Origin of the sequence: Nocardiopsis alborubida, from assembly GCF_012396365.1 — a bacterium.
Taxonomy (GTDB): domain Bacteria; phylum Actinomycetota; class Actinomycetes; order Streptosporangiales; family Streptosporangiaceae; genus Nocardiopsis; species Nocardiopsis alborubida.
Genome location: NZ_JAAXPG010000007.1, coordinates 133,196 through 159,174 on the forward strand (window position 1 = coordinate 133,196; position 25,979 = coordinate 159,174).

Consider the following 25,979-nt stretch of genomic DNA (forward strand, 5'->3'; position numbering starts at 1 on the left):
GTGGTTCGAGGCCGGGGCCTCGCCCGAGATCGCCCGGGACAGCCTCCTGTTCTTGACCAGGTTGCGTACCGTCAGGTCCTCGATCACGACCACTTGGTTCTCGCGGACGAGTCGAGAGGTGAGCTTGTGCGGAAAGTCGCGCCTGCGGTCGGTGATGCGGGCGCACGCCCGCGCCGCCTTCCGGCGGGCCCTGTCCCGATTCGCGCTGCCCCTGGCCTTACGGGCCAGCGCCCGCTGCGCCCGGGCCAACTTCGCACGGTCGCGTTGCTCGTGGCGGGGGCTGGCCACCTCCTCCCCCGTCGACAACGCCACCACGGAGGTGATTTCGGCGTCGACACCGACCGTGTCGTTGACGGCCGGGATCTGCTCGACGCTGTCCCCGCACAGGACCGAGACGAACCAGTGCCCGGCCGCGTCACGCGAGACCGTCACCGTGGACGGCCTTGCCCCTTCGGGCAGGGGGCGCGACCACACGATGCCCAGCGGTTGGGCCATCTGGGCCAGGGTCAGCTGCCCGTCGCGGTGGCGGAACGCGCTCGCGGTGTACTCCACCGAGGCACGCGGCTTCTCGCGCGACCTGAACCGCGGATACTTCGCGAGGCGGTCGAAGAAATCACGAAAGGCGGTGTGCAGGTGACGCAGCGTCTGCTGGAGCGGGACACAGGAGAACTCGGTGAGGAAGGACAGATCCTGCGTCCTCTTCCAGGCGGTCAGCATCGCCGAGGTCTGGGAGCAGCCCGCCCGTACGCGGCGCTGGTGCGTTCGGCCAGAGCACGGTTGCAGACCAGGCGCACGCACCCGAACGTGCGCGACAGATCGGCCGCCTGCGCAGCGGTCGGGTAGAAACGGTACTTGAACGCCCGTTTCACGCTCTTCCTGGTCATGGCACGCACCGTAGCGACCGCTCCATGGTCGCGTGAGCCGAGTCCAACAGAAAGCGACAGAAAGGAGGGGGCGTTTCCTTCCCGCCCTGAAGGACGGGGTGTCCACGCCCGACAAACAGATGAGTTCGGTGTCCAGTCCAGTGGTTTCGGCTCGGGAAGCCGAAGTACTCGCCCTCCTCGGAGAGCACCTCAGCAACGCGGAGATCGCCGCGCGCCTGGTCCTGTCGGTGCGCACCGTCGAGTCGCACGTCTCCTCGCTCCTGCGCAAACTGGCGCTGCCGGACCGGCGGGCGCTCGCCCGGCACGCGACCGCCTCCGCGCGCGCCGAGCACCGGCGATCGGCGCCCGCCCTGCCCGCGCCGCTGACATCGTTCGTCGGCCGGGTCCGCGAGCGCGGGGAACTGGCCGGAGCGGTGACATCGCACCGGCTGGTGACCGTGGTCGGCCCGGGCGGGGTGGGCAAGACGCGCCTGTCGCTGGCCGTGGCGGCGGACGTGGCCGACGACTTCGCCGACGGGGTCTGGTTCGTCGACCTGGTCCCGGTCACCGAGCCGGGCCGCGTGGGGGCCGCGGTCGCGGCGGCCGTGGGCGTGGGCGAGCAGCCCGGAAGCGGCATCGACGACACGGTCCTAGCCTCGCTGGCGGACCGCCGGGCCCTGCTGGTGCTCGACAACTGCGAACACGTGCGCGACGGGGTGACCCCGTTCCTGGAACGGCTGCTGGTGGCCTGCCCTCGGTTGCGGGTGCTGGTGACGAGCCGGGCCCGGCTGATGGTGCCGTTCGAGCGGGTTTTGCCGGTCCCGCCGCTGTCGCGGGACGGCGGCGAGGAGTCGGACGCGGTTGCCCTGTTCATGGACCGGGCGGCCGTGGGCGGCTGGCCTCATGGGCCCGCCGCGAGCGAGGATGTCGTGGCCGTCTGCGAACGGCTCGGCGGCATGGCCCTGGCCATCGAACTGGCGGCGGCGCGGTGCTCGACGCTGGGACTGGACGGCCTCACCGCCGGGCTCTCCGACCAGCTTCGGGTCCTCACGGGCGGATCCCGGGCCGACGACAGGCACCGGTCGGTGCGGGCGGTGCTGGACTGGAGCCACGACCTGCTGGAGCCGCAGGACCGGGCCCTGCTGCGCCGGGTGTCGGTGTTCGTCGCGCCGTTCACCCCCGAGGCCGCCGCCGAGGTCGCCGGGTTCGCCCCGCTGGACCCGAGCGCGGTCGTCGACGGGCTCGGCAGACTCGCCGAGCACAGCCTGCTCTCCGTGACACCGTCCGCGACCGGCACCCGCTACCACGCGCTGGAGACCATCCGCCAGTACGGGGCGGAGCGGCTCGCCGACACCGGCGAGCTGACGCGCGTCCGCTCCCGACACCTGGACTGGTGCCTGGTCGGCGCGGCTGACCTCACCGCGACCGCGGGCGCGGACTGGCGCGCCCGGTTCGACGCCGTGGCGGAGGACATGCGGGCCGCCCTCACCTGGGCCTGCGACCAGCCCGAACAGCGTGCGGACGCCCACCGGCTCGCCCGTGCCGTGGCCGAGCTGTCCTTCACCCGCACCCTGCTCGGCGAGGCCCAGCAGCGGTTCGAGCAGGCGGCGCGGCTCGCCGCCACCGGCGCCGTCGCCGACGCGCTGCGCCAGGCCGCCGCGGTGGCCGGATGCCGCGGTCTCGACGACGACATGTACCGCCTGCACCGCGCCGCCGCGCACGCCGCCCGCCGGGCCGGGGACACCGCGGGCGCGGGCCGCGACCTGGCGGCCGCCGCCACCGTCGCGTACCGGTTCTCCAGTTCGTTCACGCGGCTTCCCGCCGGGGAGGAGGTGAGGGACATGCTCGCGCGGGCGCGGGAGCTGTCCGACGACGCCCCGGCCGCCCGGGCCGCCGTCGCGCTGGCCGAGGCGGCGGTGGTCGCGGATGCGTTCGGCGCGGTCCAGGGGGACCCGGACAACACCGCCCAGGAGACGGTCGAGAGCGCCGAGCGGGCGGTCGCGCTCGCCCGTGGCGCGGGCGATCCGGTGGCCGAGTCGGCCGCCCTCGACGCGCTCTCGGGCGCCCAGAGCTGGGCCGGAAACGCCTTCGCCGGTGCGGCCGCCTCCCGGCGCAGGGTCGACCTCCTGGCCTCGCGTCCGCCGACCCCGGCCAGTACGCACGAGCTGATGGACGCCCTCGCCATGGCCGCCGGAACCTCCCTCGGCGTGGGCCGGCTGCCGGAGGCCCGCCGGTGGGGCAGGCAGCTCGCCGACCACCCGCTGCTGGCCGAGGCGGGCCACAGCGCGACGTCCTGGCTCCTGGTGGCGGACGCGTTCAGCGGCGACGTCGACGGGGTGCTCACCGGCAGCACGCGGTTCCTCGACGCGTGGGAGCAGAACGGCCGACCGCGGACGCGCTCGCTGGGGCCCGCGGCCGCGTCGGTCGCGATGGTCCACGGCCTGCGCGGCGACCACGACGCACGGGCGGCCTGGCTCGCGATCGTCGACCGGGCCGGGTCCGAGGCCGACCACCGCCTGGGCTACGGCGCGGTCTTCGACACCATGGTCCTGCTCCACCACGGGGACGCGGAGTCGGCCCTGGAGCGCGTCGAACCGGAGCCGGCCCGGGTGTGGAAGTGGGTGTGCTGGGTCTGGCTGCACTGGTACGTGGCGCTCAGGGCGGAGGCGGCGGTGCTCGCCGGGCACCCGCGGGCCCGGGAGCGGATCGCCTCCGCCCGGGCCGTGGTCACCGGCAACCCGGTCGCCAGCGCCCAGGTGGACCGCGCGGAGGCGCTGCTCGACGGCGACCCGGCGGGGCAGCTCGCCGCCGCCGCGGCGTTCGACGCGGCCGGTTGCCGCTACCAGGCGGCGCGCACGCTGGTGCTCGCCGGAGGCGGGCACACCGCCGCCGGCGAGGCCGCGCTCACCGGCCTCGGCCTCGTACCCGGCCGGTGAGCGCGCGGGGGCCGGTGGCCGCGCCTCAGCTCACCGCGTGCCTCACCAGCTCGGCGATGCGCGCCTCCGTCTCGTCCGTCACCTCGGTCAGGGCGAAACCGGTCGCCCACATCGTGCCCTCGTCCAGCCGGGCCAGGTCGCTGAACCCGAGCGTCGCGTAGCGCGTCCCGAACTTGGCCGCGCTCTGGAAGTGGCAGACGACCTTGCCGTCCAGCGCGTAGGCGGGCATCCCGTACCAGAGCTTCGGTGCGAGGGCCGGGGCGTTGGCCGTGACGACGGCGTGGACGCGCTCGGCCATGGCCCGGTCCGGGTCCCGCATCTCCGCGATCTTGGCGAGCACGTCGCGCTCCGCCTCCGCCGCCTTCTCCGCTCGCGAGGCGCGCCGCGCCGCCTTCTTCTGCTCCCGGGCGTGGTCCTTCATCGCGGCCCGCTCCTCGGCCGAGAACCCCTCGTACGTGCCGTTGGCGGTGCTGGTCATGGTCACTCCCTCGGTTGCGGGCCGCGGCCGGCCCGGTGTGTGCGGCCGTGTCGACCTCCGTGTCCACAGCCTCTCCCGGCGGGGGTGCGCGGCGCCTCCGTGCTGACCACGGAAACCACCACGGACCACGGGGTCGGTGGTGCCCCCCCGCGTCCGCACGGCGCCGGGCTCCCCTCCCGCGGAGTTCCTCCGCCTCCGTGTTCCAGCCGCCCCTTGAGTCCCTCTTGCCCCAGGGGCCCGTGTTCTTCGCTGTGTCCGGTGGCCGATACTGGGAGTGCCAGCGGCCGGAACCAACGGGGGAGATGCGTGTGACCACCAGCAGTGAGACGGATTCGGGGCCCTGGACCGACCTGGCCTACAGGAGCGCCGTCGCCGATGACGTCCCCGCGCTCGTCGAGCTGGTCAACTCCTGTTACCGCGGCGACTCCTCCAAGGAGGGCTGGACCACCGAGGCCGACCTGCTCGACGGCCAGCGCGTGGACGCCGAGGGCATGACCGAACTGCTGGGGCGCACCAACACGATCGTGCTGGTCGCCGAGGCCGAGGGGCGGATCGTGGCCTGCTGCGAGCTCCAGCGCGGCGTCAACGGCGCCTACTTCGGCATGTTCTCCGTACGGCCCGGCATCCAGGGCGGGGGCCTGGGCAAGCGGGTCCTGGCCGAGGCCGAGGACACCGCGGTGCGCGAGTGGGGCTGCGGCCTGATGCGGATGAAGGTGCTCAAGCAGCGCCCGGAGCTGATCGCCTGGTACGAACGGCGCGGCTACACCAACACCGGCAAGACCGAGCCCTTCCCCTACGGTGACACGACTTTCGGTCTGCCCAAGCGTGCTGATCTGGCCTTCGTCGAGCTCACCCGGGAACTGCCCGCCCCCTGACCGGTGAGGGCGCGGCCGACCCGGGGCCCGGCCGCGTCACCCCTGTTCGAGGTTGGCCGACATCCGCTCCAGCACGTTGACCGCGGTCCGGTACTCCTCGTCGCTGATCCCCCGAGAGGTACGGCGGCGGGAGTCGCTCACCCTGGCGAAGAGGGCCTCGTGCGCGGACTCGCCCGCCGTACTGAGGTTCAGGGAGACCAGGCCCTCCACCCAGCCGCGCTGGCGCAGCTCCTCGACCACCGGGGTGACGCTGTACTCACCCTCGTCCAGGAACGCGGCGAGCCTGCGGTCCAGGTCGGCGATCGTGCCGGGGTCGGTGTGCAGGGAGTTGAGCACCTGCCAGTGGCGGCGCCCCAGCGACTCCGCTGCCAGGACCCGGTCCAGGTCGTTCTCGATGAGCCGGTCCAGGTGCTTGAGCCAGTAGCCGATCGGCAGGTCGGACATGGTGCTCCCTCCAGCGGGGACTGTGCGGGCGTCCACTCTTCGAGATACGTCGAAGATAGATCGCCGCGCGCCGCACCGCCAACGACCGGGAGCGGTGTCGGCGCGGGGCCCGGGCGCGGCGGACGGCGCGCACCCGGACCCCGAACCCCCAGGGCGGGTCAGGCCCGGCACAGGATCGCGCCGCGCGGGACCACGAACACCCCGTCGGGGTCCTGGCTCCAGGCCGTCCAGCCCGCCGAGATGCGCTCCAGCTCCTCCCGGGTGGCGTGGCCCTCCGCGACCGCCTGGCGGCCCATGTCCGACTCCAGGATCCGCCTGGACCACATACCTCCCCACCAGGTGCGGCGCTCGGGGGAGGAGTGGTTCCACACCTCGGCCACGTAGGTGACGTCCTCGAACCCGGCCTCGCGGGCCCAGGAGGCCATGCGCCGCCCCGCGTCGGGCTCACCGCCGTTGGAGCGCGCGACGCGCTGGTAGAGGTCCATCCACGCGTCCAGCTCGGGCAGGCGCGGGTACCAGTACATAGCGGAGTAGTCGCTGTCGCAGGCGGCCACGACCCCGCCCGGCCTGGCCACGCGGCGCATCTCGGTCAGGGCCCGGACCGGGTCGGCCACGTGCTGGAGGACCTGGTGGGCGTGGACCACGTCGAAGGTGTCGTCGGGCAGGTCCAGGTCGTGGACGTCGCCGACCCGGAACTCGACGTTGTCGACCCCGGCCTCCCGCGCGCTGGCACGGGCCATGTCGACGGCCTCGGCCGAGGCGTCCACGGCGGTGACCCGCCCGGGGGCGACCCTGCGGGCGAGGTCGGCGGTGATGCTGCCCGGGCCGCAGCCCACGTCCAGCAGCGAGCGGCCGGGGACCATCTGGTCGAGGGCGTAGGCGGCGGAGTTCTCCGCGTCGCGCCAGCGGTAGGAGTCGGTGACCGTCGGGTGCTGGCCGTGGGTGTAGCGCGTCATGGAACGTCCTCTCGTGGGTCGCAGTCTGGAGCGAACACCTCGGACCCTACATCGACATCTCTGTGGTTGAGATCTCATTCTCATCATGCGAGATGGGGATGGGGTGCCCCTGTTGGGAGGCGGTTCTCCCGAAGCCGCGGGAACGGCTGCGCACGGTCGGGCGAGAGAGACGGAACTCCTGGGAAAAACCTCGCCGGGGCCGATGAGTTCCGCCGCCCGGACGCGTCATCACGGGTAGGGCGGGCGCGCGCAGGACCGCGCCGTACACGGAGAGGACCAGACCATGACCAGGATCAACAAGATCGCTCCCTGCCTGTGGTTCGACACCCGCGCCGAGGAGGCGGCCCGCTTCTACGTGGGCCTGTTCGACAACTCGCGCATCCTGCGGGTCCGGCACTTCGGCCCCGAGGGGCCCCGGCCCGCGGACATGGTGCTGACCGTGGACTTCGAGATCGACGGCCAGCAGATCACCGCGCTCAACGGCGGCCCGGAGTTCACCTTCTCCGAGGCGGTCTCCCTCCAGGTGATCTGCGACAGCCAGGAGGAGTCCGACCACTACTGGGCGAAGCTCAGCGAGGGCGGCGAGGAGGGCCAGTGCGGCTGGCTCAGGGACCGCTTCGGCTTCTCCTGGCAGGTCTTCCCGGCCGAACTGGACGACCTGCTGGCCGACCCCGACCCCGGCCGGGCCGGGCGCGCCATGCAGGCCATGCTCAAGATGGGCCGGATCGACCTGCCCGAGATCCGTCGGGCCGCGGACGCGGCCTGACCCGCGGCGGCCGTTCGCGCCGGGAGACGGCGGCGCGGACGGCCGCGTCCGGGATCAGACCCGGACGAGGGACAGGTAGGCGAAGCCGATCGTCTCGCGGGTGCCGCGCAGCCAGAAGTTCCGGTGCCGGTCCGCCCTGGACCGGACCTCGTCGGTGTCGGGGGAGTCGGGGTTGCGCTCCAACCACTCCTCCCACCCCCGGGAGTGCCGGGACTCGAAGTCGTCCCACTCCTCCAGGGTGGCCTGCGACAGCGCCCGCAGCCGGAAGCCGTGGGAGAGGGCGAGGTCCACCAGGTCGGGCAGCGACCGGTACTGGGCACGGGGGATGCCGGTCATGGCCTCCAGTTCCGTGGGCGTCGGCTCGCGCAGCCAGAAGCACTCGCCGAACAGGAACCGGCCGCCGGGTCGGAGCAGGTCGGCGACCGCCTCCAGCGCGTTGACGGTGTGCGTCACCGGGTCGCCGCCCCACACGTGGCTGGCGCCGTTGTTGACCACCACGTCCGCGTGCGTACCGGACCAGGCGCCCGCGTCGCCGACCGCGAGTTCGACGCGGTCCGCCAGTCCGCGGGCCCGGGCGTTGGCGCGCCCGTGCTCCACGGCCTCCTCACCGAGGTCGATACCGAACCCGGTGGCGGTCGGTTCGCTGGCCAGGGCGCGCAGCAGCAGTTCGGCCCAGCCGCAGCCGATGTCGACGATCCGCCTGCCCTCCAGGGAGTCCAGGTCCCGGATGAGCCTGGCGGCGTGGGCGTCGGAGAGCGGACCGTTGAAGTCGGCGTCGCGGAACAGGGGAGGCAGGGCTGGTGTGGTCATCCAGTCACTCTGGCTCGGACGCCACCGCCCGTCCAGCCGTTTTCGGAGCGCGGGGCCGCCCGCCCCGCAAGGACCCTGTCGGCACGCCGGGGCGCCGGACCCGCCGGTCATACCCGGGTCTGACGCCAGGATCCAGACCCCGGTCCGACGCCGGGGAGGGGCCCCGCGGGGCATCGTCGGGGCATGACCCCTCCACCACGCACCACCCCCGGCACCCCGCACGCCGCGAGCGGCCCGGGCCGCGTACTCCCCGCGGAACGCGCCGACGTCTTCCCCGGCCGCTGGGTGGGCGGCGCCGCCATGGTTCTGGGACCCCTGCTGATGCTGGCCGGGGCCCTGCTGCGCGTCCGCTTCGACTTCTTCTTTCCCGGGCAGCTCGCCGCGTACGAGCGACACCCCGGCCTGATGACCACCGCGTACGCCCTCTTCGCGGTCGGCAACCTGCTGCTGTGGCCCGCCGTGGCCGTGCTCGCCGCCCGCGTCGGCGCACGCGGTCCGGGTTGGGGGCTGTGGGGCGGGCTGCTGGCGATGTCCGGCCTGTTCGCCCGTACCTTCCACGCCGGAGCGGACCACATGGCCTTCCGGCTGGTCGGCGCCGAGGGCGCCGCGACCGCCACGCGGATCGTCTCCGACACCTACGGGGCCTTCCAGGCCCTGTCCGTCCTGAACCTCGCCGTCCTGTCCGGCTGGGTCGTGCTCGCGCTCGGCGCCTGGCGCACACGGGTGCTGGGCCCGGTCCGCGCGTTCGCCCTCGCGCTGACGGCGGCCCTGCCGCTGGGCGTGCTGAAGGGCACCACACCGTGGTCGCTGGTGGCCCTGGCCGGCCTGGCCGTCGCCCTGCTGCCGCTGGGGCTGGCTCTGCTGCGTGAGGGACCGCGGCCCCGCCGCTCAGCGGTGGCGCTCTGGGTCCTGGTGACGCTGGGCGCCCTGGGGCTGATGTTCGCTTTCGGGCAGGCGGGCTGAGAGGGGTGGGCCGATACTGTCGGGCGATGCACCGCATCACCAGCCGCCACGCGTACGCCGCCGACCTGGCGGCGGCCCTCGTCCTGACCGCGGTCTACGCCGGATTCGCGCACCTGTCCCCGGCTGACGGGCAACCGGCCTACGACGGCCCGGCCTGGCTCCTCTGGGCCGTCGCCGCGGCCGTGGGCCTGCCCGTCGCGGTCCGCCGCCGCTGGCCGCTGCCCGTGCTGGGCACGGTACTGGCCGCCCTCACCGCCGCCACCCTCCTGGACCTGACCAGGGAGCCCTACACCGCGGCGGCTCTGGCCGCCTACCTGGTGGGCCTGGCCGAGCCGGCCCGCCGTTCGGTCCCGGCCCTGGTCGCCGCGCTGACGACGGCCGCCGCCGGGGTGTACGCCGGGGAGGCGGTCATCACCCCGGCGGGGGACCGGCAGGACGCGGTCGGCCTGGCCTCCCTGGTGGTGCTGGTGGTCGGCGGCGCCTGGGCGGCGGGCTCCGCCGTGCGCTCCCACCGGGCCGAGGAGCGGCGGCGGGCCGAGCGGGCGCTGACCGGGGAACGGCTGCGCATCGCCCGCGACCTGCACGACGTCGTCTCGCACAACCTCGGTCTGATCGCCGTCAGAGCGGGCGTGGCAGCCCACGTGGCGGAGGCCGACCCGCGCGAGGCCCGGGGCGCGCTCAGGGACATCGAGGAGACCAGCAGGGCCGCTCTGACGGAGATGCGCCGCGCCCTGGGGGTGCTGCGCACCGAACAGGCCCCGCTGGCCCCGGCGCCGGGCCTGGACGGTCTCGACGGACTCGCGCGGGACGCCCGCGGGGCCGGGGTCGACGTGCGCCTGACGGTCCGCGGCATGCGGGACGTTCCGGAGGGCACGCGCCTGATGGTGTACCGGATCGTGCAGGAGGCCCTGACCAACGCGATCCGGCACGCGGCTCCGACCCGGTGTGAGGTGACCGTCGCCTCGGACGGCGCGGCGGTCGACATCGAGGTGGTCGACGAGGGGCCCCCGGAAGGCTCCCCTCGCCCGTCCGGGGGGCCGACGGGGGGCGGGCACGGCCTCCTGGGCATGCGGGAACGGGCGATGATGTGCGGGGGCGGTTTCACCGCGGGCCCCCGTCCGGAGGGTGGTTTCGCGGTGGCCGTACGACTGCCGACCGGGCAGGAGAGCACGCCGTGACCCGACCGACGCGGGCGACGGGGGCCGGAGAGGGCACCGGGGCCACGCGTGTGCTCGTCGCCGACGACCAGGCGATGGTCCGCGGCAGCTTCCGCGTCCTGGTCGACCACACCCCCGGGCTGAGCGCCGTCGGCGAGGCCGCCGACGGAGCCGAGGCCGTGGAGCTCGCCCGCCGCGCACAGCCCGACGTCGTCCTCATGGACATCCGCATGCCCGGGCTGGACGGCATCGAGGCCACCCGCCGTATCTGCGCCGACCCCGCGACGGCGGGCGTCCGCGTCCTCATCCTCACCACCTTCGACCTGGACGAGTACGTCTACGCCGCCCTCCGCGCGGGCGCGGCGGGCTTCCTGTTGAAGGACACGCCGCCGTCGCGGGTCCTGGACGCCATCACCGTCGTCGCCGCGGGGGACGCCCTGCTGGCCCCCTCGGTCACCCGGCGGCTCATCTCCGAGTTCACGCGCCGCCCCGAGTCGGGACGCCCTCCGGCCCGCGCCCTCGACGGCGTCACGGACCGCGAGCTGGAGGTCCTCGGGCTGATCGCCCGCGGCCTGTCCAACACCGAACTGGCCGAGCACCTGCATCTGAGCCTGGCCACGGTCAAGACGCACATCGGGCGGCTGCGGGCCAAGCTCGCGGCGCGCGACCGCGCGCAGCTGGTGATCACCGCCTACGAGACGGGTCTGGTGGGCGACCGCCGCCGCGGGCCGGGGAAGCCCCGCGACGAGGAACCGTGCTGAGAGCTCCGGTCCGGGGCGGCTCACGGAGCGGCCGGGTATTTCGGGTGCGCCGACCCGGCGGCAGGGTCTAGACTGCCGCGCATGATGGCAGTCGCAGTCACGGAGTAGGCGGGCGTCCGCGCCCGCCGAGCGCCGCGCCCCGTCCTGGGAGGACGGGCGGGGCCTGCTTGGCGTACCGCGCGGGCGAAACGGTTTCCCTTCCGTTTCCCGGCCCGCCTCGACGCGGGTCCGACCCGATCGGCCATCACACATGAACTCCTTCCGAACTCCCGAGGCGCGCCCAGGCCGCCGGGAGCGCCTCACCGCTGCCCGCCGCTGGTGGGCGCTCGCGGCGGTGTCGATGCTCCAGTTCCTCATCGCCGTGGACGTCACGGTCGTCAACATCGCCCTGCCCTCCATCGGTGCCGACCTGGACGCCGGGCCGCAGGGCCTGACCTGGGTCGTCGCCGGTTACACGCTGGTCGGCGGCGGCCTGCTGCTGCTCGGCGGGCGCGTCTGCGACCTGCTGGGGCGGCGGCGCATGCTGCTCCTGGGCGCCGCCCTGTTCGGCGCGGCCTCGCTCGTCGCGGGCGCGGCGCCGGACCTGCCCTGGCTCCTGGCCGCCCGCTTCGGGCAGGGGGCCGGTGAGGCGCTGGCCTCCCCTGCGGCGATGTCGCTGATCGCCATGCTCTTCCCGGCCCCCCGGGAGCGCGCCAGGGCCCTCGGTGTCTGGGGCGCCATCTCCAGCTCCGGCCTGGTGGGCGGGGTGCTGCTGTCCGGCGTGATCACCGAGCTGCTGCACTGGCGGTGGATCTTCCTGGTCAACCTCCCCGTGGTCGCCGTGGTCCTGGTCGCGGTCCCGCTGCTGGTCGCGCCCGACCGCGTTCGCGGCGCGGTACCGGAGGGCCGGGCCACGGCCGACGCGACCGGTGCCGCACGGCGCCGTCCCGACGTCCTGGGCGGGCTGCTGCTGACGACCGGTCCGCTGGCCCTGGTGCACGGGGTGCTCCAGGCGGCGGAGCACCCCTGGACGGAGCCGCGGGTGTACGTCCCCGTGCTCGCGGGCGCCGCGGCGATCGGGCTGTTCGTCCTGGTCGAGGCCAGGTCGCGCAACCCGCTGGTGCCGCTGTCCTTCTTCGCCGACCGCACCAGGCTGGTCGCCAACGGGGCGACGGTGCTGCTCAGCGCGGCGCTGTCGACATCCTTCCTGTTGGTGACGCTCTACCTCCAGCACGTGCTGGGGATGAGCCCCATGCAGGCGGGGCTGGCGTACGTGCCGTTCTGCGCGGCGATCCTGGTCTCGGCGACCGTGGTCGGCCGGGTCATCGGCGCCCTGGGCCTGTCCGGGGCGGCGATCGCGGGCCTGCTGTCGGCCGCGTCCGGAACCGCGTGGCTGTCGCGGCTGCCGGTGGACGGCAGTCTGTGGACCGACGCCATGCCCGGCATGCTCCTGGTCGGCGTCGGCATGGGCATCGGCCTGATCGCCCTGCAGAACGCCGCCCTGCACGGGGTGACCGAGGCGGACGCGGGGGTCGCCTCCGGTGTCCAGCGCTCGGTCGACCAGCTCGGCGGGGCCACCGGCATGGCCGTCCTCGTCGGAGCGGCCGTCGCCGCGGGCGCCTCCGGAGACGTCGCCGCCTCCGTCGAGGGCTACCGCACCGCCTTCACCTGGGCGACCGTCGGCGTCCTGCTCGCCACCGCCGGTGTCGCCCTGTCCGCCTGGCGGTCCGTCCGCGCCTGACCGGCACCACCGCCCTCCGGGGCCGCCGCACGCGTCCGCGTCGGCCCCGGAGGCCCTGTCCAGCGGGTCCCTGAGGCTCACCGGCCCGCCCCCTCACGCGAAAACCCAGCAGCGTCTCACCGCAACGCGCAGTCCCCGCAGTACCCCGCGCCCGGGAGCCGGTAGTACAGACAGCACGTGGTGCGCCGGAACACCCCCAGCCCCGAGGCGTCCACCCCCGTGTAACCGCCGGTCCCGGCCAGGGACGGACGCCCCAGCAGGTCCGCGGCCACCTCCTCGGCCCGCGCGCGCACCGCGGACCGGTCCGCGCCCAGGGCGCGCACGGCCCCGGCCAGGGCGGCGGCGGTGTTGCCCCGCAGCAGCCCCGGCGCCACCCCGCCCACCCCCGCCAGTCCCCGTGCCGCGCGCGCCAGGACGCCGAGGACCACCGTGCGCTCGACCCAGTCGGCCAGTTCCGCCGTCCCGCCGGTCGCCGCCGCGGCCCCGTCCTGCGAGGTGCGCAGCACCACCGGTCCCTCCCGGCGCGGGTCCCAGTGGAAGCGCGCCGCGTCCACCAGCACCCCGTGGCACAGCCCGGCCGCCAGCACCGGCGACAGCAGCCGTGTCGCCAGCCCCTGCTGGAACACCGACGCCGCCACCCGCCACTCCACCACCGCGTCCGGCTGGCCCGCCAACTCCGCCAGGCGCTCGCGCACACGCTCCACCTCGGCCGCGAGGACGCGGGACGCCAGCGCCTCGCGGCCTCCCAGCGGCAGCCACCCCGGGCCGGGAGGGGCCGTCTCCACGGCGAACATCATGTTGATCCGGCCGACCTCCGCCAGGACCGGCCGCACCGCCGTCGTTCCCGTTCCGTCCATCCCCGCACCCGTCCTTCTCCCGCCCGGCCGCTCCGAGTGGTGCCAGCACCACCGGCACTCCACGTGCTGATGGGTTCGTGCCTTCCGGCCGCCGAATCTAGATTGGTTGCGTGACCGGTCAGAGCACGCGCGCCAGCGCCAGGAACGGCGGGAGAGGGGGGATCCTCACCGCCCTCTCCGGTCTGCCCCGCGTGGCCGAAGCCTACGGGTCAGGCTGGCGCGTGCGCGTGGTCGAGGTCCTGCACCTGATGACCTCGCTGGCCCTGGCCCTGTGCTACCTGGTGCCCGCGTCCATGCTGGTCGTCTCGGCCACCTGGGCCGGCTTCGCCGTCTCCGGCCCCTGGCTGCCCGAGGTGTCCCGACTGGTCCCCGGCCGGATGCTCCCGGACTCGCTCTCCTTCCTGGTCGGCCTCCCGGCCCTGGCGACCCTGTCGGCCCGCCTGTCCTGCCGGGTCCAGCGCAACCGGCTGGACACCGTGTTCGGGATCGTGGAGACCAGCCCGCCCGACCCCCTGGCCCACGACAAGCCGTTCGTGCGCACCTGGCGGTTCGTGTTCGGCCGCGACGCCTGGTCGGCGGTCGTCTACAGCACCGTCGCCGGGTTCCACGGCCTGCTGGCCGGGGGCGTGGTGGTGGCGCTGGTGGTGTGCGGCGGGGCGTCGGTCGTGGGCGCCCTGCTCGGCATCGTGTTCGTGCTGGTGATGGGCTCTCCCGGGGACCTGGTCGGCCCCCTGGTCCTGGTCGTGTTCGGACCGCTGTGCGCCCTCGTCGGGCTGCGCCTGGCCCCCTACATGGTCGCCACCGAGGTCCTGTTGCACCGCAGGCTGCTGTTCGAGGCGCCCGAGGTGCGCATCCGCCGCCGCCTGCTCCACGTCCAGGACAGCCGCCTGCGCATGGTCGACGCCGCCGAGGCAGAGCGCCGCCGCATCGAACGCGATCTGCACGACGGCGCCCAGCAGCGCCTGCTCGCCCTGACCATGACCCTGACCCGGGCGCGCTCGCGCGTGGCCACCGACCCCGACACGGCCCTGGAACTGATCACCGAGGCCCAGCGCGAGTCCCGGGAGGTCATGGACGAGCTGCGCCAGGTGGCGCGCGGGCTCCACCCCCGGGTCCTGACCGACCACGGGCTGGGCGCGGCCCTGCCCGTGGCCGCCGGACGCGCCCCGGTTCCCGTGCGGGTGGACGTCGAGTTCGAGGAGCGCCCCTCCCCGCGCGCCGAGGGCGTGGCCTACTACGTGGCCTGCGAGGCGCTCGCCAACGTCGCCAAGCACTCCGGCGCCACCGGGGTCACCGTGGCCGCGGAGCGGGTGGCGCGCCCCGCCCGAAACGGCGGCGACCTGCTGCGGCTCACCGTCACCGACGACGGCTCCGGAGGGGCCGAGCTCGGGGCGGGCACGGGCCTGAACGGCCTGTTGGACCGCGTGGACGCGGTCGACGGCGTCCTGACCATCCACAGCCCGGCCGGTGAGGGCACCGTCCTGACCGCCGACATCCCCTGGGAGGCATGACCGTGTACACCGGTGCGAACCCCGTCCAGCCTGAGGAGAGGGGGCCCAGGGTGGTCATCGCCGAGGACTCGGTGCTGCTGCGCAGCGGGATGGCCCGTCTGCTGGAGGACGCCGGGGTGGAGATCGTCGAGCAGGTCGGCGACGCCGACGCGCTGATGCGGGCGGTGGAGGAGCACCCCGACGTGGACCTGTGCCTGGTCGACATCCGCATGCCGCCCACCTACTCCGAGGAGGGCATCCAGGCGGGTATCGCCATCCGCCAGAAGTACCCGGAGGTGGCGGTCCTGCTGCTGTCCCAGCACGTGGTCAGCCGCTACGCCGCCGACCTGCTCGGCAGCGGGGCCAGCAAGGTCGGTTACCTGCTCAAGGACCGCGTCGCCGACATCGACGAGTTCCTGTCGGTGCTGCGCCGGGTCGCCGGGGGAGGCGCCGCCATCGACCCGGAGGTGGTCTCGCAGCTGCTCAGCCGCCGACGGGACAACGCCCTGACGCGGCTCACCCCCCGTGAGACCGAGGTGCTGGAGCTCATGGCGCAGGGGCTGAACAACGCGGGCGTGGCCTCGCGGCTGACCGTCACCGAACGCGCCGTGGAGAAGCACATCCGCTCGATCTTCACCAAGCTCGACCTGGGCCACGACGACCACGACCACCGCAGGGTGCAGGCCGTGCTGCGCTACCTGCGCGGCGCGGACCGGGACTGACCGCGGACATCAGAGGGGGCGAGAGCCCAGCAAGGAAGGAAGAACAGTGACATTCAAGGCACGGGGCCTGTACGCCTCGTCGAGCAAGGAGCCGCGCGGGTTCCGCGTGGGCCCGTGGCTGCTCCTGGGCGCGGTGCTGGTGCTGGGAGTGGTGGTGGCGACCGCCGTCTCGGTCCTGGGCAACGTCGGCGTGGACCGCGGCAGCCGCAGCGACGCCTACGACGCGCCCCAGGCCGTGGAGATCGAGAACGAGACCGGCGGCGACGTCGTCCTCACCGGCGGTTCCGAGCGTGTGCAGGTGGACCGCACCCTGCGCGGCACCCCTCTCACCGAACCGGAGGAGGGCATCGAGGAGGACGACGGCGCCCTCCAGGTGGAGGCCCGCTGCCTGGGCCTGCCGTTCTTCGACGGCTGCCGGATCGACTACGAGGTCACGGTCCCGGTGGGGACCGCGGTGACCGTGGAGACGGTCAGCGGCCGGATCAGCGTGGAGAACGTCGACGGCGAGCTGGAACTGGGCAGCGTCAGCGGCGAGGTGAGGGTGGACGGCAACAGCGGCGACGTCACCGCCGAGTCCATCGGCGGCACGGTCGACGTGACCGGGGTGGAGGGTTCCCTGGTCGCGGAGACCGTCAGCGGTCGGATCACCGCCGAGGGGACGGGTGAGAACCTCCAGGCCACGAGCACGTCCGGTGACGTGGACGTGTCCGGGTTCAGCGCGCGGACGGTCGTGGCCGAGTCCACCAGCGGGGGCGTCCAGGTGGGCGGGGGCTTCGCCGAGGCGCAGGTCTCCACGGTATCGGGGGGCATCGGGGTCGTCACCGACGACGCCTTCGACCTGCTGAGCCTGGAGAGCGTCAGCGGCGGTATCGACGTGCGGGTGCCCGAGGGCGTCTACGAGGTCACCGGGGATTCCGCGTCCGGGCAACGCCATGTGGACGTGGAGACCTCTTCGGAGGCGGACGCCCGCATCCAGGCCGACACCGTCAGCGGCACCCTGAGCGTCACGACGGGTTAGGACGACCCGCTCCGGCGCGCTCGAAGCGCAGTGCCGCCCAGTCCGAGTCGATCGGCACCTGGGCGGTACCGCGCCACCCCGAGTCCAGGATCGGGTCCCAGCCCCGGTCCGCGGCCAGGTCGGTGATGATGGTGCCGCCGCGCCGGGGATAGCACGCCCACAGTCGGGTGTGCGGCCCCACCACGTCCAGGACGCGGGGCGCCTCGCGGCCCACGGTGCCCCGGTCCAGGGCGAACAGGTGCACGTCGTCGTAGACGGCGCCCTCGATGGGACCCAGGTCGATGTGGATGTCGGAGGGCGGCTCCAGCAGCCGCAGGTAGCGCTCGGGGGCGTTGAGGACGAGCAACCGGTCGCCGGGGCGCACCCCGAGCCTCTGGGCGAGAGTGCCTGGGTTGTCCGACATATCCCCCTCCGTTCGTGGCCTGCGGGCGCCCTCGCCCGTCTCCTGGCCACCGTACGGTCCGGAGCCGGGGAAACCGAGTACCTTCCCCGCCCGCACCCCGACATGGCCGTGTTTTTTAGGATGCTCCCATGACAGATGAAAACGGCGTACTGCGCTGGGGCGTGCTCGGGACCGGCGGCATCGCGCACTCCTTCGCCGAGGCGCTCGGGTCCACCCCCACGGCCCGGCTCACCGCGGTCGGCTCGCGCACCCCGGAGCGGGCCGAGGAGTTCGGCCGGGCCTGGGACGTCCCCGAACGCCACGGCAGCTACGAGGACCTGGCCCAGAGCCCGAACGTGGACGCCGTCTACGTGGCCACCCCCCACCCCTGGCACCATCCCAACACCCTGACCTGCCTCAGGGCGGGCAAACACGTCCTGGTCGAGAAGCCCATGGCGATGAACGCCCTCCAGGTCTCGCAGATGGTCGAGGCGGCCCGCGAGGGCGGCCTCTTCCTGATGGAGGCGATGTGGACGCGTTACCTGCCCGCCTCCCGCCTGGTCCGCGAACTGGTGGAGGACGGCGCGATCGGCGAGGTGCGCTGGCTCTCGGCCGAGTTCGGCTTCAACGCCCCCTACGACCCCGACCACCGACTCTTCAACGCCGACCTGGGCGGCGGCGCCCTGCTCGACCTGGGCGTGTACCCGCTGGCCTTCGCCTCCCAGCACCTGGGCGAGCTGACCGTGGTGGGCGCCACCCGCCACCTGTCGCCCGACCGGATGGTGGACACCGCCACCACGGTGCTCGTGCGCGGCGAGAACGGGGGCACCGGCTCGCTGTCCTGCGCCTCGCAGACCACGCTGCCCAACCGGGGGGTGCTGGCCGGGACGAGGGGGCGGCTGGAGATCCCGAGCTTCTGGATGGCCACCGACGTGGTGCTGCACCGCGACGGCCACGAACCGGAGGCGTTCTCCCGCCCCTTCCGCGCCAACGGCTACGAGTACGAGGCCGAGGAGGTCGCGCGGTGCGTGGCCGCCGGTGAGCGGGAGAGCCCCGACATGCCCTGGGCCGAGAGCCTGCGCCTGGCCCGGATCATGGACCAGGTCCGCGACGTGGGCGGCCTGGTCTACAGCCCGTCCACGGTCAAGGCCGTGCCCCTGGCATGAACCCGGCCGCTCCCTCCCTCTCCCCCTTGGGAGCGGTCCCATACGCGGGTTCCCCGGCGCCCGCGGGAAGGTCCCCGCCTTCCTGCGGGCGCCGCCGCGCGTGCAGGAGGCGTCCGGCGGTGGCCCGCGCCAGGGCGGGCACGCTCATGCGGACCACCATCAGCAGGGCGTCGCGGGGGCCGACCTCGTGGGCGAAGTAGTCGTCGAGCGCGAGGTGGCCGCTGCGGGGCCGGGTGCCGTAGATCCGGCCGTCGAACACGCGGTAGGCGTCGTGGACGAGCAGCGTGTCGGGGTCCAGGTTGGGGCCGTCGCCCAGCCACTCGGCGGCCTCGCCCGCGACGCGCCGGACCCGAACGGGGAGGGGCCGGAGCTCGTTGGGGAAGACGCGCGCGTCGCCCAGGCTCTGGCGCCACGCGGCGTAGACGGCCGGGTGGCGGGTGCGCAGGACGACGTAGGTGGTCCGCAGCGGGTGGGTGAGGACCTCGCGGGTCAGGAAGTGGGTCATCAGGGCCGCGGACAGGCCCGAGCGGCGGTGGGCGGGGACCACACCGGCCGCGTCCAGGTACACGGCGCGCCGGGAGGCGAAGCGGCGGCGGTGGTAGCCGCCCCAGCCCACGGGGGAGCCGTCGGGGCCCAGGATCAGCGCCAGGGAGGAGACCTGGTCGAAGAACCCCGCGTCGATCCGGGCGCGCCAGTAGGACGAGTGGTCGGCGCCGAAGGCCCGTGCGGCCAGGTCGCGCAGGACGCGGTGCAGGCGTTCCCGGCAGGGCGGGGACAGGGTCGCGGGGGAGTCCCAGCGGGCGAGGCGGTAACCGGGGCACAGGTCCCGGACGGTGGGCGGCGCGCTCAGGTCGCGCAGTTCGGGGCCGTGGTCGTGGACGGTCACCTGCACCACTACTTTCACTACTCTCCGGAAGTAAACGACTCCCTAAAGTAGTGGTTTTGGCGCGCGTTCGGGCGGACTCCGCCCGACCAGAGGCAGGGCGGGCTACGATTACCGCACAGGGAACTCCCACGACGGGTAGGCGGGTATGTGCGCACAGCCGGTACCGGACTGGCTCATCCCCCCGAGCAGGGGATTCAGAGCCGAGGACCTGGACACTCTGCCCGACCTCCCTCCCCACACAGAACTGATCGATGGGAGCCTCGTCCTCGTGAGTCCTCAGATGGGCTTCCACAGCGTTGTGATGGACCTGCTCACCATCGGTCTACGGCACGCGATCCCGGCTCACTATCGTGTGCGCCGTGAGATGACCGTGACGCTCGGCCCGCGCCAGCGCCCTGAGCCGGACATCATGGTCGTGGACGCCGAGGCGGTGGACAATCGGCAGAGCACCTTCCCAGCGGACGCGGTGGCGCTTGCGGTCGAGGTGATGTCGCAGGAGTCCATGGAGCGGGACCGGCACCGTAAGCCCCAGCTCTATGCCCAGGCGGGTATCCCCCACTTCTGGCGGGTGGAGAACAACGACAACGCGCCCGTGGTGTACGTGTACGAACTGGACCCGGCCAAGGCCTGTTACGTGCCCACCGGCATCCACCACGACCGACTCAAGGTCGAGTTCCCCTACCCCGTCGACATCGATCTGACCGAGGTCCACCGGCTCTGAACGCGCGAGCTCAGCCCGAGGCCGCCGCGCGGCCGAACCTCTCCGAGAGGCGCGACATGTGCTCGCGCAGTTCGGCGGGCTCCTCCACCTCCATCTCCACGTCGAGCATGCCCAGGTAGCAGGCCATGTGGAGCAGCGAGTCCCCGGAGCACACCAGCACGCACGAGTGCTCGTCCACCGGCTCGATCCGTCCGAAGCCCGCCGCCGTGCGCTCGGCCTCCCGCACCGGGACCAACAGCCTGATCCGCGCCTGCACGGGCCACATGTGCACGTCGATGCGCTCCCGGAGGTAGGCGGCGACCCCCTGCTCGGGCGGGTCGCGCGGGGGCACCCGCGGCCCGGTCGGTGTGAGCGGGCGCATCCGGTCCACCCGGAAGGTGCGCCAGTCGTCGCGTTCGGTGTCCCAGGCCACCAGGTACCAGCGCCGCCCGCGCGCGACCAGCCGGTGGGGCTCCACCACCCGGCGCGAGGCGCTGCCGTCGTGGCGCTCGTAGTCGAAGCGCAGCCGTTCGCTGTCCCGGCAGGTGGCGGCCACCAGCGCCAGCACGTCGGCGTCGACCGTGGGCCCGTCGGAGGGCATGGGGACGGTGAAGGCGCCCAGGGCGTCCACCCGGCGCCGCAGCCGCGAGGGCAGCACCTGCAACAGCTTGGCCAGGGCGCGCACCGAGGTCTCCTCGATCCCCGACACCCCGCCCTGGGCGGCGGTACGCAGCCCCACCGCGACCGCCACGGCCTCGTCGTCGTCCAGCAGCAGCGGCGGCAGGGCGGCGCCCGCGCCGAGCTGGTATCCGCCCCCGGTGCCCATGGTGGCCTGGATGGGGTAGCCCAGTTCGCGGAGGCGGTCGACGTCGCGGCGTACGGTGCGCGGACTCACCTCGAGGCGGTCGGCGAGTTCGCCGCCCGGCCAGTCCTTGCGGGTCTGGAGCAGGGACAGCAGGCGCAGCAGGCGTGCGGAGGTCGCTCTCATGAGCGCAGTGTCCCAGGGGTGGAGGACGGTTTCGGTCCTCCACCCCTGGCACCAGCCGGTCGGGTGGGACACCCGGGTCCGGCGAGGGGCGCCTCAGCGGGTCACGGCGACCGCCTCCACCTCGACCAGCTGGTCGTCGTAGCCGAGCACGGACACCCCGAGCAGGGTCCCGGGCGCGTCGTGGTCACCCATGTGCGCGCGCACCACCTTCCAGGCCGCCACCAGGTCCTCCTGGCGGCTGGAGGCGACGTAGACCGTGGTCTTGACGACGTCGGACAGGTCGGCACCGGCGTCGTTCAGGGCGGTGCGCAGGTTGCGCATGACCTGCTCGGCCTGGCCCGCGTAGTCGCCGACCGCGACGGTGCGGCTCTCCTCGTCGAGCGGGCAGGCGCCCGCGGTCCACACCACGCGCGCGGGCGTCTGGGCCGTGGCGGCGTAGGCGTACTCCACGGCGTCGGTCAGGGTCTGGCTGCGGATCAGTCGGACGGCGCTCATCGGGCTCCCGGAGTCGTGTCGGTCGGTTGCGCTCAGGCCAACGACCGAGCGGGGGCCGCGGGTTCCGGTTCTGCCCACGGCAGAGGCGCGGTCGACCGGGCCTCGGAGGGCGGGACCAGGCCGGCCCCGGAGGCCCGGTGTCGGCTTCGCTGCTCCGGGGGCCTCCTTCCGGACGACATGCCCTCCTCCGCCGGTCCGCGCCCCCTCAGGCCCGGTCGGGGATCAGGACGCTCAGGCAGGTCACGCACGCCTCCAGCTTCTCGAACTCGGAGATGTCCACCGGCAGCACCCGCCACCGGTCGGCGCTCAGCTGGTGGATCGTCTCGTGCGCCGCGGCGCTGACCAGCACGTCGCGCCCGCCCAGGGGCAGCACGTGCGCGCCCCGCTCCTCGGTCGCCCGGCGCACCGGGGGCAGCGCGTCGGCCTCCACCAGCTCGGGCAGGCCCACGAGCGTGCCGTCGGGCAGCGCGGTCACCGCCGACTTCAGGTGCAGCGCCGCGCCCAGGCCCACGCGCACGACCTCCCGGCCCAGCGGCTTGAGCAGCTGTTCGAGCTGGGCGGCACCCTCTGCGTCGGTGCGCCCGCCCACCCCCACGTAGACGGTCGGTCCCACCTGGAGCACGTCGCCGCCGTCCAGGGTCCCGGGCGCCTCGATCCGCGCCACCCGCAGGCCGAGCGTGCGCGCCACCGCCTCGACCCCCTCCACCTCTCCCCGGCGCTCCTGCGCGCCGGGGCGGGTCAGGACGGCCAGGTCCTCGCACACCACCACGGTGTCCTCCACGAACACCGCGTCGGGGTGCTCGGGCGCCGGTTCGACCTCACACACCCGCCACCCGGCCGAGGCTAGGGCCTCCTGGTAGATCGTGTACTGGCGCGCGGCCAGGACCGGGTCCACCTCCGTGCGGGGAACGTGGGTGACGATGCCCCGTGCCAGGTCGGGGCCGGGGCGGCGCATCAGGGCGACCCCGTAGTAGGTGTATCCGTCCACGTACACGTCCTCCAGGGGTGCGGCACCGGGTTCTGGGAAGAGCACAACCTATCGCGCACCCGTACCCGTTTCCCGGACGCGGCACGCGGGTCGTTCGGCTTGTTCGCCGGAGCGGGCGGGGGCAGGGTGGTGGTCATGGACGTGATCATTGTCGGCGGCGGGATCGTGGGGACGAGCGCGGCGTTCCACCTGGCCAGGAAGGGCGTGTCCACCGCGTTGGTCGACGCCTCGCACCCCGGGCAGGCCACGGCCGCCGGGCTGGGGGTGGTCTTCCCCTGGCCGCTGCCGTGGGACGAGCAGCCGGTGTGGGACTTCAAGGCCCGCGCGGCCGAGCACTACCCGCGGTTGATGGCCGAGCTGGCCGAGGACGGCCAGGCCACCGGCTACGAGGTGGTCGGGGGCATGTCCGTGGACCGGGAGGGCGACGACGCCGGGTTCGACCTGATGCGCACCCTGTCCGAGCGCCCGGAGTTCGCGACGATGGGCGCGGTGGAGCGCCTGGCCCCGGGCGAGCCGCGCGAGCGGTTCCCGCTGCTGCCCGAGCCCTACGGCGGGGTGTTCGTGGAGGGCATGGCCCGCCTGAACGGGGCGGCGGCGCGGGCCGCCCTGTTCAACGCGGCCGAGGAACGGGGGCTGCGCTACTTCAAGGGGGAGTCGCGCCTGCTGTGGGACGGCCGCCGGGTGAGCGGTGTGCGGGTGGGCGGCGAGGCCCTGGAGGCGCCCGTGGTCGTGGTGGCCGCGGGCGCGTGGTCTGCCGGGCTGCTCGCCACCGCCGGTGTGGACCTGCCCGTGCACCCGGTGCGCGGGCAGGTGACGCACTTCGCGCTGCCGGGGCGCGGCACCCGCGCCTGGCCGGTGGTGCGGTTCGGTGAGCGCGGGTACTTCGTGTCGGCCTTCGGCCCCGACCGGGTGGTCACCGGCGGCACGTGGGAACCGGAGGCCGGGTTCGACCGGCGGGTGACGGCGTCGGGCCTGCTGCACAACCTCTCCACCGCGGTCGAGGTGCTGCCCGAACTGGCGGACGCCACGGTGGTGGAGACGCGGGTGGGGTTCCGGCCGTGCACGCACGACGGACGGCAGCTGCTGGGGCCCGTGGAGCGGCTGCCCGGTGTGGTGGTGGCGACCGGCCTGGGCAGTGAGGGACTGACCTTCGGTCCCTTCCAGGGCCTGGTCGCGGCCCGGCTGGCCATGGGGGAGGACCCCGGAGTGGATCTGTCCCCCTTCCGGCCCGACCGTCCCATGGCCCCCGCCTGATTCCCCTCCGGCGGCGGAACCGGCCCGGAGCGGCCGAGCCTGTCGGGGCACGCCCCGGGGGTGCGGTGAGGGTCCCGTCCGCGCCCGGCGGGAACCGGCAGGGAGTTGAGTAGCGGTACTCAGGCGCGTGGCCGGGGGAGCCGACAGCATGGACGTATGAACACCTACACCCCCCAGCCCCGCTCCACCCCGCAGTTCTTCCTCCAGTCCGCCCTGTCCTTCGGCGCGGCGGCGCTCGGGGTCGGCGCGGGGATCATCTACCTCCCCGTCGACCTGTGGATCCGGGCCTTCCTCGGCCTGGGCCTGCTCTACGTGATCACGTCCACGTTCACCCTGGCCAAGTGCGTGCGCGACCGGCAGGAGGACGCGCTGGCCGTCGAGGCGGCCCAGAACTACCAGCAGATCCCCATCTGGAACGGCGAGCAGCCCGTCCCGCGCTCCTGACCGGGACGGGTCCGCGCGGCGCGGGGGACGGAGCGCGCCGCGCCCTCGGGTCGCGCCGGTGTCAGGCGCTGGGCGGAAGAGCGGTTCCGGCGCCCCGCCGGCGCGGCCCGAGCAGATCGTGGTGCTCCCCGGGCAGGGTGGGCTCGCCCGCGCCCCGCGCGGTGAAACCGGCGTCCTCGATCATCTCCAGACCGGCCCGGCCCGCCTGCCCCTCGCTGGTGGGGTAGTCGCCCGGGAACACCGAGCCGGCGATGTGCGGCGCCAGCGGCTGGAGGGAGCGCGGGGAACTACCGGCTGCGCGGGCTGGCGCCCCTCAGGAACTGCTCGACCGCGGTCTCGATCAGCCCGTCGAGCCTCTCCGCGTCGATCATGTTGCCGTTGACCATCATCGCGATGCCCTGCACGGTCGCGTACAGGATGATCCCGATGCGCTCGGGGTCACCGGGTTCGAGCGCGCCGTGCTCCTGTCCCTCCTCGATCAGCTCGCTCACCTGCCCGAAGGCCGCCTCGGCCGCCTCGGCGATCCGGGTGGCTCCCGGCCGGTGTTTGCCGGAGTTCATCAGTTCGAGCAGTGCGGCGTTCTCGGTGGCGAAACGGGCGAAGGCCAGCACGGCTTTGTGCACCCGCACGTCGAACGCGTCCCCCGCCTCCGCCAGCACGGTGCGCAGCGCGCTGCCCAACTGGACGAAACCCGCCTCGGCCAGTGCGTCGAGGAGCGCCTGCCGGTCGGCGAAGTGCCGCCGCGGCGCGGCGTGGCTCACGCCGATCTCCCTGGCCAGATCCCGGAGGGAGAGCTGGTCCGCTCCGTGCTCGCGCAGCTGGCGCTCGGCCGTGTCGAGGATCGCGCTGCGGAGGTTGCCGTGGTGGTAGGGGCGCTGCCCGGCGGGTTCGGTCACGTCCGCCACCCTAACACGTGATGTTTGCATTGACATCATTGTTTGCAGTGGCTACATTCGGGGCCATGCCAGCGTTCTCCCTCGCAGACGTCCCTTCCATGGCCGGTCGCACCGTCGTCGTCACCGGCGCGAACAGCGGCATCGGGCGCGTGACCGCTCGCGTCCTCGCCGAGCGGGGTGCGCGGACCCTGCTCGCCGTCCGCGACCCCGACAAGGGCCGCGCCGCCGCCGCGACGATGACCGGGGACGTCGAGGTCCGTGGGCTCGACCTCGCCGACCTGTCCTCGGTCCGGGCGTTCGCGCGGCAGCTCACCGAACCCGTTGACCTGCTCGTCAACAACGCCGGTCTGTCACTCCCGCCGATGTCCCGCACCGCCGACGGTTTCGAGTCGCAGTTCGGGACCAACCACCTCGGCCACTTCGCACTCACGAACCTGCTCCTGCCGCGGATTCGGGAGAGGGTCGTCACGGTGGCCTCGCTCGCGCACCTGATCGGCTCGATCGACTTCGCCGACCCCAACTGGGAGCGCAAGCCCTATCGGGAGTATCCGGCCTACGGGCAGTCCAAGCTCGCCAACCTCCTGTTCGCCTCCGAGCTCCAACGGCGCCTGGACGGGGCCGGTTCCCCCGTGATCTCGACAGCCGCGCATCCCGGAATCTCGGCCACGAACCTGATGAGGCCCGAGGGGCGGAAACCGTGGCTGCGGGCGAGCCAGGCGCTGATCGGCCTGGTCACGCAGAGCGCGGAACACGGCGCCCTGCCGACGCTCTACGCCGCCACGGCGGACGTCGCCGGTGACGGCTACGCCGGCCCCCGTCGCCTCATGGGGCTCCGAGGCGCGCCGAAGCTGGTCCGGCGCTCGGCGAAGGCGCGTGACGTCGATGCCGCGCGCCGACTGTGGGAGGTCTCCGAGGAGCTCACCGGAGTGGCCTTTCCGCTGAGGACACCTCGCGCTGCCTGAAA

The 25,979-nt window shown here is 73.9% G+C and carries 26 protein-coding genes and 2 pseudogenes; 15 read left to right on the top strand and 13 right to left on the bottom strand.

The features are described from left to right. Positions 1-15 precede the first annotated feature (15 nt). Positions 16-884 (bottom strand): annotated as a pseudogene (locus HGB44_RS09510) (RNA-guided endonuclease InsQ/TnpB family protein); the annotation flags it as partial. Between the two features lie 119 nt (positions 885-1,003). Here HGB44_RS09510 and HGB44_RS09515 point away from each other — a divergent pair. After that, complete coding sequence (locus HGB44_RS09515) at positions 1,004-3,799, top strand: ATP-binding protein (RefSeq protein WP_210751421.1); 2,796 nt, start codon at positions 1,004-1,006, stop codon at positions 3,797-3,799. Between the two features lie 25 nt (positions 3,800-3,824). Here the strand turns inward: HGB44_RS09515 and HGB44_RS09520 are convergent, their stop codons facing one another. After that, entirely contained in the window at positions 3,825-4,277 is a 453-nt protein-coding gene (locus HGB44_RS09520; protein WP_061079773.1) for an iron chaperone, read from the bottom strand. A 302-nt stretch (positions 4,278-4,579) separates the two neighbouring features. Here HGB44_RS09520 and HGB44_RS09525 point away from each other — a divergent pair, with 302 nt between their 5' ends. Continuing rightward, positions 4,580-5,152, top strand: coding sequence for a GNAT family N-acetyltransferase (locus HGB44_RS09525; protein ID WP_061079774.1), 573 nt, complete (start codon positions 4,580-4,582; stop codon positions 5,150-5,152). Between the two features lie 36 nt (positions 5,153-5,188). On the opposite strand, the gene HGB44_RS09530 is transcribed toward HGB44_RS09525, so the two are convergent. Beyond that, on the bottom strand, positions 5,189-5,596 hold the full coding sequence (locus HGB44_RS09530; RefSeq protein WP_061079775.1) for a MarR family winged helix-turn-helix transcriptional regulator: 408 nt from the start codon (positions 5,594-5,596) through the stop codon (positions 5,189-5,191). A gap of 158 nt (positions 5,597-5,754) precedes the next feature. Next, positions 5,755-6,552 carry a class I SAM-dependent methyltransferase gene (locus HGB44_RS09535; RefSeq protein WP_061079776.1) on the bottom strand — a complete coding sequence of 266 codons (798 nt, stop codon included), beginning with the start codon at positions 6,550-6,552 and terminating at the stop codon, positions 5,755-5,757. Positions 6,553-6,835: 283 nt separating this feature from the next. On the opposite strand from HGB44_RS09535, the gene HGB44_RS09540 reads away from it, so the two are divergent. Then, complete coding sequence (locus HGB44_RS09540) at positions 6,836-7,318, top strand: VOC family protein (protein WP_061079777.1); 483 nt, start codon at positions 6,836-6,838, stop codon at positions 7,316-7,318. A 54-nt stretch (positions 7,319-7,372) separates the two neighbouring features. Here the strand turns inward: HGB44_RS09540 and HGB44_RS09545 are convergent, their stop codons facing one another. After that, on the bottom strand, positions 7,373-8,128 hold the full coding sequence (locus HGB44_RS09545; RefSeq protein WP_061079778.1) for an SAM-dependent methyltransferase: 756 nt from the start codon (positions 8,126-8,128) through the stop codon (positions 7,373-7,375). 183 nt (positions 8,129-8,311) lie between these two features. Between HGB44_RS09545 and HGB44_RS09550 the strand changes: the two genes are divergently transcribed. The 4 genes from HGB44_RS09550 (at position 8,312) to HGB44_RS09565 (ending at position 12,729) form a co-directional block, all read left to right on the top strand. Beyond that, positions 8,312-9,091 carry a hypothetical protein gene (locus tag HGB44_RS09550; protein WP_061079779.1) on the top strand — a complete coding sequence of 260 codons (780 nt, stop codon included), beginning with the start codon at positions 8,312-8,314 and terminating at the stop codon, positions 9,089-9,091. Between the two features lie 26 nt (positions 9,092-9,117). Then, a complete protein-coding gene (locus HGB44_RS09555) occupies positions 9,118-10,269 on the top strand; it encodes a sensor histidine kinase (RefSeq protein WP_061079780.1) in 1,152 nt (383 codons plus the stop codon). Continuing rightward, positions 10,266-11,009, top strand: coding sequence for a response regulator transcription factor (locus HGB44_RS09560; protein ID WP_082768282.1), 744 nt, complete (start codon positions 10,266-10,268; stop codon positions 11,007-11,009). The genes HGB44_RS09555 and HGB44_RS09560 overlap by 4 nt, the downstream gene beginning before the upstream one ends. 250 nt (positions 11,010-11,259) lie before the next feature. Then, positions 11,260-12,729, top strand: coding sequence for an MFS transporter (locus tag HGB44_RS09565; protein WP_231972367.1), 1,470 nt, complete (start codon positions 11,260-11,262; stop codon positions 12,727-12,729). 116 nt (positions 12,730-12,845) lie between these two features. Here the strand turns inward: HGB44_RS09565 and HGB44_RS09570 are convergent, their stop codons facing one another. Then, positions 12,846-13,586: a (2Fe-2S)-binding protein gene (locus tag HGB44_RS09570; protein ID WP_061079782.1), complete on the bottom strand. Its 741-nt coding sequence runs from the start codon at positions 13,584-13,586 to the stop codon at positions 12,846-12,848. 191 nt (positions 13,587-13,777) lie between these two features. On the opposite strand from HGB44_RS09570, the gene HGB44_RS09575 reads away from it, so the two are divergent. The 3 genes from HGB44_RS09575 to HGB44_RS09585 are packed head-to-tail and all read left to right on the top strand — an operon-like array spanning position 13,778 to position 16,816. After that, on the top strand, positions 13,778-15,097 hold the full coding sequence (locus HGB44_RS09575; RefSeq protein WP_061079823.1) for a sensor histidine kinase: 1,320 nt from the start codon (positions 13,778-13,780) through the stop codon (positions 15,095-15,097). After that, entirely contained in the window at positions 15,094-15,798 is a 705-nt protein-coding gene (locus HGB44_RS09580; protein ID WP_061079783.1) for a response regulator transcription factor, read from the top strand. Before HGB44_RS09575 ends, HGB44_RS09580 begins: the two co-directional genes overlap by 4 nt. Positions 15,799-15,844: 46 nt before the next feature. After that, positions 15,845-16,816, top strand: coding sequence for a DUF4097 family beta strand repeat-containing protein (locus HGB44_RS09585; protein ID WP_061079784.1), 972 nt, complete (start codon positions 15,845-15,847; stop codon positions 16,814-16,816). On the opposite strand, the gene HGB44_RS09590 is transcribed toward HGB44_RS09585, so the two are convergent. Continuing rightward, positions 16,803-17,219: a hypothetical protein gene (locus HGB44_RS09590; protein WP_061079785.1), complete on the bottom strand. Its 417-nt coding sequence runs from the start codon at positions 17,217-17,219 to the stop codon at positions 16,803-16,805. The genes HGB44_RS09585 and HGB44_RS09590 overlap by 14 nt on opposite strands. Positions 17,220-17,347: 128 nt before the next feature. Between HGB44_RS09590 and HGB44_RS09595 the strand changes: the two genes are divergently transcribed. Beyond that, complete coding sequence (locus HGB44_RS09595) at positions 17,348-18,364, top strand: Gfo/Idh/MocA family protein (RefSeq protein ID WP_061079786.1); 1,017 nt, start codon at positions 17,348-17,350, stop codon at positions 18,362-18,364. On the opposite strand, the gene HGB44_RS09600 is transcribed toward HGB44_RS09595, so the two are convergent. Further along, complete coding sequence (locus tag HGB44_RS09600) at positions 18,342-19,259, bottom strand: GNAT family N-acetyltransferase (protein WP_061079787.1); 918 nt, start codon at positions 19,257-19,259, stop codon at positions 18,342-18,344. The two genes, HGB44_RS09595 and HGB44_RS09600, sit on opposite strands and share 23 nt — an antisense overlap. 136 nt (positions 19,260-19,395) lie before the next feature. On the opposite strand from HGB44_RS09600, the gene HGB44_RS09605 reads away from it, so the two are divergent. Then, positions 19,396-19,971 carry a Uma2 family endonuclease gene (locus HGB44_RS09605; protein ID WP_061079788.1) on the top strand — a complete coding sequence of 192 codons (576 nt, stop codon included), beginning with the start codon at positions 19,396-19,398 and terminating at the stop codon, positions 19,969-19,971. 10 nt (positions 19,972-19,981) lie between these two features. Here the strand turns inward: HGB44_RS09605 and HGB44_RS09610 are convergent, their stop codons facing one another. The 3 genes from HGB44_RS09610 to ddaH form a co-directional block, all read right to left on the bottom strand. Continuing rightward, positions 19,982-20,938, bottom strand: coding sequence for a helix-turn-helix transcriptional regulator (locus HGB44_RS09610; RefSeq protein WP_061079789.1), 957 nt, complete (start codon positions 20,936-20,938; stop codon positions 19,982-19,984). A 93-nt stretch (positions 20,939-21,031) separates the two neighbouring features. After that, positions 21,032-21,433, bottom strand: coding sequence for a RidA family protein (locus tag HGB44_RS09615; protein WP_061079790.1), 402 nt, complete (start codon positions 21,431-21,433; stop codon positions 21,032-21,034). Positions 21,434-21,638: 205 nt separating this feature from the next. After that, the gene (ddaH, locus tag HGB44_RS09620) at positions 21,639-22,421 is read right to left on the bottom strand and encodes a dimethylargininase (protein ID WP_061079824.1); all 783 of its coding nucleotides are present in this window, start codon (positions 22,419-22,421) and stop codon (positions 21,639-21,641) included. A gap of 135 nt (positions 22,422-22,556) precedes the next feature. Between ddaH and HGB44_RS09625 the strand changes: the two genes are divergently transcribed. Together HGB44_RS09625 and HGB44_RS09630 are read left to right on the top strand one after the other, a co-directional pair. Beyond that, positions 22,557-23,675 carry an NAD(P)/FAD-dependent oxidoreductase gene (locus tag HGB44_RS09625; protein ID WP_061079825.1) on the top strand — a complete coding sequence of 373 codons (1,119 nt, stop codon included), beginning with the start codon at positions 22,557-22,559 and terminating at the stop codon, positions 23,673-23,675. Between the two features lie 156 nt (positions 23,676-23,831). Continuing rightward, complete coding sequence (locus HGB44_RS09630; protein WP_061079791.1) at positions 23,832-24,119, top strand: YiaA/YiaB family inner membrane protein; 288 nt, start codon at positions 23,832-23,834, stop codon at positions 24,117-24,119. A gap of 61 nt (positions 24,120-24,180) precedes the next feature. Here the strand turns inward: HGB44_RS09630 and HGB44_RS09635 are convergent. Further along, a pseudogene (locus tag HGB44_RS09635) lies at positions 24,181-24,399 on the bottom strand (biotin synthase BioB); the annotation flags it as partial. Between the two features lie 7 nt (positions 24,400-24,406). Next, positions 24,407-25,015 (bottom strand): TetR/AcrR family transcriptional regulator, encoded by a 609-nt coding sequence (locus tag HGB44_RS09640; protein ID WP_231972369.1) that lies wholly within the window; start codon positions 25,013-25,015, stop codon positions 24,407-24,409. Between the two features lie 65 nt (positions 25,016-25,080). Here HGB44_RS09640 and HGB44_RS09645 point away from each other — a divergent pair, with 65 nt between their 5' ends. Further along, complete coding sequence (locus HGB44_RS09645) at positions 25,081-25,977, top strand: oxidoreductase (protein ID WP_061079794.1); 897 nt, start codon at positions 25,081-25,083, stop codon at positions 25,975-25,977. Positions 25,978-25,979: the final 2 nt, after the last annotated feature.

What these genes read in the sequence shown, in the direction of transcription:
- HGB44_RS09515 (WP_210751421.1), top strand. Translation starts at nt 1,004, where the DNA reads ATGAGTTCGGTGTCCAGTCCAGTGGTTTCGGCTCGGGAAGCCGAAGTA.
- HGB44_RS09520 (WP_061079773.1), bottom strand. Translation starts at nt 4,277, where the DNA reads ATGACCAGCACCGCCAACGGCACGTACGAGGGGTTCTCGGCCGAGGAG.
- HGB44_RS09525 (WP_061079774.1), top strand. Translation starts at nt 4,580, where the DNA reads ATGCGTGTGACCACCAGCAGTGAGACGGATTCGGGGCCCTGGACCGAC.
- HGB44_RS09530 (WP_061079775.1), bottom strand. Translation starts at nt 5,596, where the DNA reads ATGTCCGACCTGCCGATCGGCTACTGGCTCAAGCACCTGGACCGGCTC.
- HGB44_RS09535 (WP_061079776.1), bottom strand. Translation starts at nt 6,552, where the DNA reads ATGACGCGCTACACCCACGGCCAGCACCCGACGGTCACCGACTCCTAC.
- HGB44_RS09540 (WP_061079777.1), top strand. Translation starts at nt 6,836, where the DNA reads ATGACCAGGATCAACAAGATCGCTCCCTGCCTGTGGTTCGACACCCGC.
- HGB44_RS09545 (WP_061079778.1), bottom strand. Translation starts at nt 8,128, where the DNA reads ATGACCACACCAGCCCTGCCTCCCCTGTTCCGCGACGCCGACTTCAAC.
- HGB44_RS09550 (WP_061079779.1), top strand. Translation starts at nt 8,312, where the DNA reads ATGACCCCTCCACCACGCACCACCCCCGGCACCCCGCACGCCGCGAGC.
- HGB44_RS09555 (WP_061079780.1), top strand. Translation starts at nt 9,118, where the DNA reads ATGCACCGCATCACCAGCCGCCACGCGTACGCCGCCGACCTGGCGGCG.
- HGB44_RS09565 (WP_231972367.1), top strand. Translation starts at nt 11,260, where the DNA reads ATGAACTCCTTCCGAACTCCCGAGGCGCGCCCAGGCCGCCGGGAGCGC.
- HGB44_RS09570 (WP_061079782.1), bottom strand. Translation starts at nt 13,586, where the DNA reads ATGGACGGAACGGGAACGACGGCGGTGCGGCCGGTCCTGGCGGAGGTC.
- HGB44_RS09580 (WP_061079783.1), top strand. Translation starts at nt 15,094, where the DNA reads ATGACCGTGTACACCGGTGCGAACCCCGTCCAGCCTGAGGAGAGGGGG.
- HGB44_RS09590 (WP_061079785.1), bottom strand. Translation starts at nt 17,219, where the DNA reads ATGTCGGACAACCCAGGCACTCTCGCCCAGAGGCTCGGGGTGCGCCCC.
- HGB44_RS09595 (WP_061079786.1), top strand. Translation starts at nt 17,348, where the DNA reads ATGACAGATGAAAACGGCGTACTGCGCTGGGGCGTGCTCGGGACCGGC.
- HGB44_RS09605 (WP_061079788.1), top strand. Translation starts at nt 19,396, where the DNA reads ATGTGCGCACAGCCGGTACCGGACTGGCTCATCCCCCCGAGCAGGGGA.
- HGB44_RS09610 (WP_061079789.1), bottom strand. Translation starts at nt 20,938, where the DNA reads ATGAGAGCGACCTCCGCACGCCTGCTGCGCCTGCTGTCCCTGCTCCAG.
- HGB44_RS09615 (WP_061079790.1), bottom strand. Translation starts at nt 21,433, where the DNA reads ATGAGCGCCGTCCGACTGATCCGCAGCCAGACCCTGACCGACGCCGTG.
- HGB44_RS09625 (WP_061079825.1), top strand. Translation starts at nt 22,557, where the DNA reads ATGGACGTGATCATTGTCGGCGGCGGGATCGTGGGGACGAGCGCGGCG.
- HGB44_RS09630 (WP_061079791.1), top strand. Translation starts at nt 23,832, where the DNA reads ATGAACACCTACACCCCCCAGCCCCGCTCCACCCCGCAGTTCTTCCTC.
- HGB44_RS09645 (WP_061079794.1), top strand. Translation starts at nt 25,081, where the DNA reads ATGCCAGCGTTCTCCCTCGCAGACGTCCCTTCCATGGCCGGTCGCACC.